Source organism: Pseudofulvimonas gallinarii (genome assembly GCF_004343305.1).
Classification (GTDB): Bacteria; Pseudomonadota; Gammaproteobacteria; order Xanthomonadales; family UBA2363; genus Pseudofulvimonas; species Pseudofulvimonas gallinarii.
Genome location: NZ_SMAF01000045.1, coordinates 1 through 5,343, shown reverse-complemented (window position 1 = coordinate 5,343; position 5,343 = coordinate 1). Strand labels below are relative to the sequence as shown.

The window sequence follows — 5,343 nt, the reverse complement described above, 5'->3', positions numbered from 1 at the left end:
CCATCGAATTGAGGGTGCCCATCAAACCCCGCTGGCGACCGGGAAAACAGGTGTCGTCGGCAGACGCTTACGGAACACGCACCGTTCACCCCGATCCGGCCGCTTCGGCTGAGTAGGATTTCTGGTGGCGCAAAAGCGAAGGCCCGAGACGTTGGGTCTCGGGCCTTTGCGGTATGAAGATCCTGGCGATGACCTACTCTTGCATGGCTTAAGCCACACTACCATCGGCGCGGGTGCGTTTCACTTCCGAGTTCGGGATGGGATCGGGTGGGACCACACCGCTATGGTCGCCAGGAAGAAGGGGGTGGATGTAGCAAGGTTTGCGCGCGAAGTTGTCGCGCACGTTGAGGACCTGTAGAGAACGTGTCAGTGAGGGATAAGGGATAGGATCAAGCCTCACGGCTCATTAGTACGCGTTAGCTCAAGACATTGCTGCCCTTCCACACCGCGCCTATCAACCAGGTAGTCTTCCTGGTGCCTTTAGGGGACTTGTGTCCCGGGAGATCTCATCTTGGGGCGAGTTTCCCGCTTAGATGCTTTCAGCGGTTATCTCTTCCGTGCGTAGCTACCCGGCAGTGCCATTGGCATGACAACCGGAACACCAGAGGCACGTCCACTCCGGTCCTCTCGTACTAGGAGCAGCCCCCCTCAAATCTCCAACGCCCACGACAGATAGGGACCGAACTGTCTCACGACGTTCTGAACCCAGCTCGCGTACCACTTTAAATGGCGAACAGCCATACCCTTGGGACCGACTACAGCCCCAGGATGTGATGAGCCGACATCGAGGTGCCAAACACCGCCGTCGATATGAACTCTTGGGCGGTATCAGCCTGTTATCCCCGGAGTACCTTTTATCCGTTGAGCGATGGCCCTTCCATACAGAACCACCGGATCACTAAGACCTACTTTCGTACCTGCTTGACCCGTCGGTCTCGCAGTCAAGCGCGCTTATGCCTTTATACACACTGCACGATGTCCGACCGTGCTGAGCGCACCTTCGTACTCCTCCGTTACTCTTTGGGAGGAGACCGCCCCAGTCAAACTACCCACCATACACGGTCCCTGACCCGGATAACGGGCCTAGGTTAGAACGTCAAGCACATCAGGGTGGTATTTCAAGGATGGCTCCACAACCACTGGCGTGGCTGCTTCACTGCCTCCCACCTATCCTACACAGACGAACTCAACGTTCAGTGTAAAGCTATAGTAAAGGTTCACGGGGTCTTTCCGTCTTGCCGCGGGAACGCTGCATCTTCACAGCGATTTCAATTTCACTGAGTCTCGGGTGGAGACAGCGCCGCCATCGTTACGCCATTCGTGCAGGTCGGAACTTACCCGACAAGGAATTTCGCTACCTTAGGACCGTTATAGTTACGGCCGCCGTTTACCGGGGCTTCGATCAAGAGCTTCGGTTTCCCTAACCCCATCAATTAACCTTCCGGCACCGGGCAGGCGTCAGACCCTATACGTCCACTTTCGTGTTTGCAGAGTCCTGTGTTTTTGATAAACAGTCGCAGCGGCCTGGTCACTGCGGCCCCCCAATGCCCAGCCACGCATGTGGCCACACCAGGGGGCGTACCTTCTCCCGAAGTTACGGTACTATTTTGCCTAGTTCCTTCACCCGAGTTCTCTCAAGCGCCTTGGGATTCTCACCCTGCCCACCTGTGTCGGTTTACGGTACGGTTCCACAACAACTGAAGCTTAGAGGCTTTTCCTGGAAGCGTGGCATCAGTGACTTCAGGTCCGCAGACCCTGGTCTCGGTGCTCGGTGTAAGTGATCCCGGATTTGCCTAGGACCACCACCTACCGCCTTTCCCCGGGACAACCAACGCCCGGTACACCTAGCCTTCTCCGTCCCCCCATCGCATTGTTGCGAAGTGCTGGAATATTAACCAGCTTCCCATCGACTACGCATTTCTGCCTCGCCTTAGGGGCCGACTCACCCTGCGCCGATTAACGTTGCGCGAGGAATCCTTGGGCTTTCGGCGTGCGGGCTTTTCACCCGCATTATCGTTACTCATGTCAGCATTCGCACTTCCGATACCTCCAGCAGACCTCTCGATCCACCTTCACAGGCTTACGGAACGCTCCTCTACCGCGCACACCTAAGTGTGCACCCTAAGCTTCGGCACGTGACTTAGCCCCGTTAAATCTTCCGCGCAGGCCGACTCGACCAGTGAGCTATTACGCTTTCTTTAAAGGATGGCTGCTTCTAAGCCAACCTCCTGGCTGTCTGTGCCTTCCCACATCGTTTCCCACTGAGCCACGATTTGGGGGCCTTAGCTGTAGGTCTGGGTTGTTTCCCTTTTCACGACGGACGTTCGCACCCGCCGTGTGTCTCCCGGATAGTACGTGCTGGTATTCGGAGTTTGCAATGGTTTGGTAAGTCGCAATGACCCCCTAGCCATAACAGTGCTCTACCCCCAGCAGTATTCGTCCGAGGCGCTACCTAAATAGCTTTCGAGGAGAACCAGCTATCTCCGAGCTTGATTAGCCTTTCACTCCTATCCACACCTCATCCCCTACCTTTGCAACGGGAGTGGGTTCGGGCCTCCAGTGCGTGTTACCGCACCTTCACCCTGGGCATGGATAGATCGCCCGGTTTCGGGTCTACACCCTGCGACTATGCGCCCTATTCAGACTCGGTTTCCCTTCGCCTACCCTAGACGGTTAAGCTCGCCACAGAATGTAAGTCGCTGACCCATTATACAAAAGGTACGCCGTCACCCCACGAAGGGGCTCCGACTGCTTGTACGCATACGGTTTCAGGGTCTATTTCACTCCCCTCACCGGGGTTCTTTTCGCCTTTCCCTCACGGTACTGGTTCACTATCGGTCGGTCAGTAGTATTTAGCCTTGGAGGATGGTCCCCCCATGTTCAGACAGGGTTTCTCGTGCCCCGCCCTACTCACTTGTCATCACATTGGCCCTTTCACCTACCGGGCTATCACCGTCTATGGCCGGCCTTTCCAGACCGTTCAATTAAAACCAACATGACTTTTGGGCTGTTCCCCGTTCGCTCGTCACTACTGGGGGAATCTCGGTTGATTTCTTTTCCTCCGGGTACTTAGATATTTCAGTTCCCCGGGTTCGCTTCCAATCCCTATATATTCAGGACCAGATACTCCTAACGGAGTGGGTTTCCCCATTCGGACATCACCGGATCGAAGTCTGCTGCCGACTCCCCGATGCTTTTCGCAGGCTGCCACGTCCTTCATCGCCTCTGACCGCCAAGGCATCCACCGTATGCGCTTAGTCGCTTGATCCTATCGCCTCAACCCTCAGGTCAAACCGATCGGAACAACAACTGTTGTTACTATCGCTTACTTGCCTCAACGACACGTTTGTACAGGTCGACATGCTCAGCTCCACCGACACTCCTGCCGGCTGCCTGCACATGCCTCCTCAAAACGCTTGCTACATCCACCTTGTCAAAGAACATCGCCAGACCTCAACGTCCAGCCGATGCAAATTCGTGTGTGCGCAGTTACATTCCGGTCCCACCTGGTGGAGCCTGTCGGGATCGAACCGACGACCCCCTGCTTGCAAAGCAGGTGCTCTCCCAGCTGAGCTAAGGCCCCATGATTGGTGGTGGGTCTGGGAGGACTCGAACCTCCGACCTCACCCTTATCAGGGGTGCGCTCTAACCACCTGAGCTACAGACCCAATCAGATGACTGAAGACGTAGCCGCATACCCTTCTGGGCCAGGCGGCGTTCTCCGGAATGCAGGTCACTTGTGCGGACGCCCGTAAAGGGGTCGTCTCTAAAGGAGGTGATCCAGCCGCACCTTCCGATACGGCTACCTTGTTACGACTTCACCCCAGTCATGAACCACTCCGTGGTCGTCGCCCTCCTTGCGGTTAGGCTAACGGCTTCTGGAGCAGCCCACTCCCATGGTGTGACGGGCGGTGTGTACAAGGCCCGGGAACGTATTCACCGCAGCATTCTGATCTGCGATTACTAGCGATTCCGACTTCACGGAGTCGAGTTGCAGACTCCGATCCGGACTGAGAAACGTTTTCTGGGATTGGCTCCACCTCGCGGTATCGCAACCCTCTGTACGTTCCATTGTAGTACGTGTGTAGCCCTGGCCGTAAGGGCCATGATGACTTGACGTCATCCCCACCTTCCTCCGGTTTGTCACCGGCGGTCTCCCTAGAGTTCCCACCATTACGTGCTGGCAACTAGGGACAAGGGTTGCGCTCGTTGCGGGACTTAACCCAACATCTCACGACACGAGCTGACGACAGCCATGCAGCACCTGTGTTCCGATTCCCGAAGGCACTCCCGCATCTCTGCAGGATTCCGGACATGTCAAGGCCAGGTAAGGTTCTTCGCGTTGCATCGAATTAAACCACATACTCCACCGCTTGTGCGGGCCCCCGTCAATTCCTTTGAGTTTCAGTCTTGCGACCGTACTCCCCAGGCGGCGAACTTAACGCGTTAGCTTCGATACTGAGGGCCTAGTTGCCCACAACATCCAGTTCGCATCGTTTAGGGCGTGGACTACCAGGGTATCTAATCCTGTTTGCTCCCCACGCTTTCGTGCCTCAGCGTCAGTGCTGGTCCAGATGGCTGCCTTCGCCATCGATGTTCCTCCCGATCTCTACGCATTTCACCGCTACACCGGGAATTCCACCATCCTCTACCGCACTCCAGCCCGCCAGTTTTGGATGCCATTCCCAGGTTGAGCCCAGGGCTTTCACATCCAACTTAACGAACCGCCTACGCACCCTTTACGCCCAGTAATTCCGATTAACGCTTGCACCCTTCGTATTACCGCGGCTGCTGGCACGAAGTTAGCCGGTGCTTATTCCTCAGGTACCGTCATCCCCACAGGGTATTAACCCATGGGATTTCTTTCCTGATAAAAGTGCTTTACAACCCGAAGGCCTTCTTCACACACGCGGCATTGCTGGATCAGGCTTGCGCCCATTGTCCAATATTCCCCACTGCTGCCTCCCGTAGGAGTCCGGGCCGTGTCTCAGTCCCGGTGTGGCTGATCATCCTCTCAGACCAGCTACGGATCGTCGCCTTGGTGGGCCTTTACCCCGCCAACTAGCTAATCCGGCATCGGCTCATCCCGCCGCGCAAGGCCCGAAGGTCCCCTGCTTTCCCCGTTAGGACGTATGCGGTATTAGCTTGAGTTTCCCCAAGTTATCCCCCACGTCGGGGCAGATTCCGATGCATTCCTCACCCGTCCGCCACTCGCCGCCAGACCGAAGTCCGCGCTGCCGTTCGACTTGCATGTGTTAGGCATGCCGCCAGCGTTCAATCTGAGCCAGGATCAAACTCTTCACTTGAACTTGCAGGCCCCGAAGGACCAATCTTGCAAAGAGA

2 tRNA genes and 3 rRNA genes are annotated in these 5,343 nt (G+C 56.3%); all 5 read right to left on the bottom strand.

Annotated features, from left to right (window positions below):
• Window positions 1-180: 180 nt before the first annotated feature.
• The 5 genes from rrf to EDC25_RS14410 all read right to left on the bottom strand — a co-directional run bounded on the left by rrf (window position 181) and on the right by EDC25_RS14410 (window position 5,306).
• A 5S ribosomal RNA gene (gene rrf, locus EDC25_RS14430) occupies window positions 181-295 on the bottom strand.
• A gap of 90 nt (window positions 296-385) precedes the next feature.
• A 23S ribosomal RNA gene (locus EDC25_RS14425) occupies window positions 386-3,268 on the bottom strand.
• Between the two features lie 239 nt (window positions 3,269-3,507).
• Window positions 3,508-3,583, bottom strand: a tRNA-Ala gene (locus EDC25_RS14420).
• Between the two features lie 8 nt (window positions 3,584-3,591).
• A tRNA-Ile gene (locus tag EDC25_RS14415) sits at window positions 3,592-3,668 on the bottom strand.
• 100 nt (window positions 3,669-3,768) lie between these two features.
• A 16S ribosomal RNA gene (locus EDC25_RS14410) occupies window positions 3,769-5,306 on the bottom strand.
• Together the 16S, 23S and 5S rRNA genes with 2 tRNA genes alongside form the textbook arrangement of a ribosomal RNA operon.
• Window positions 5,307-5,343: the final 37 nt, after the last annotated feature.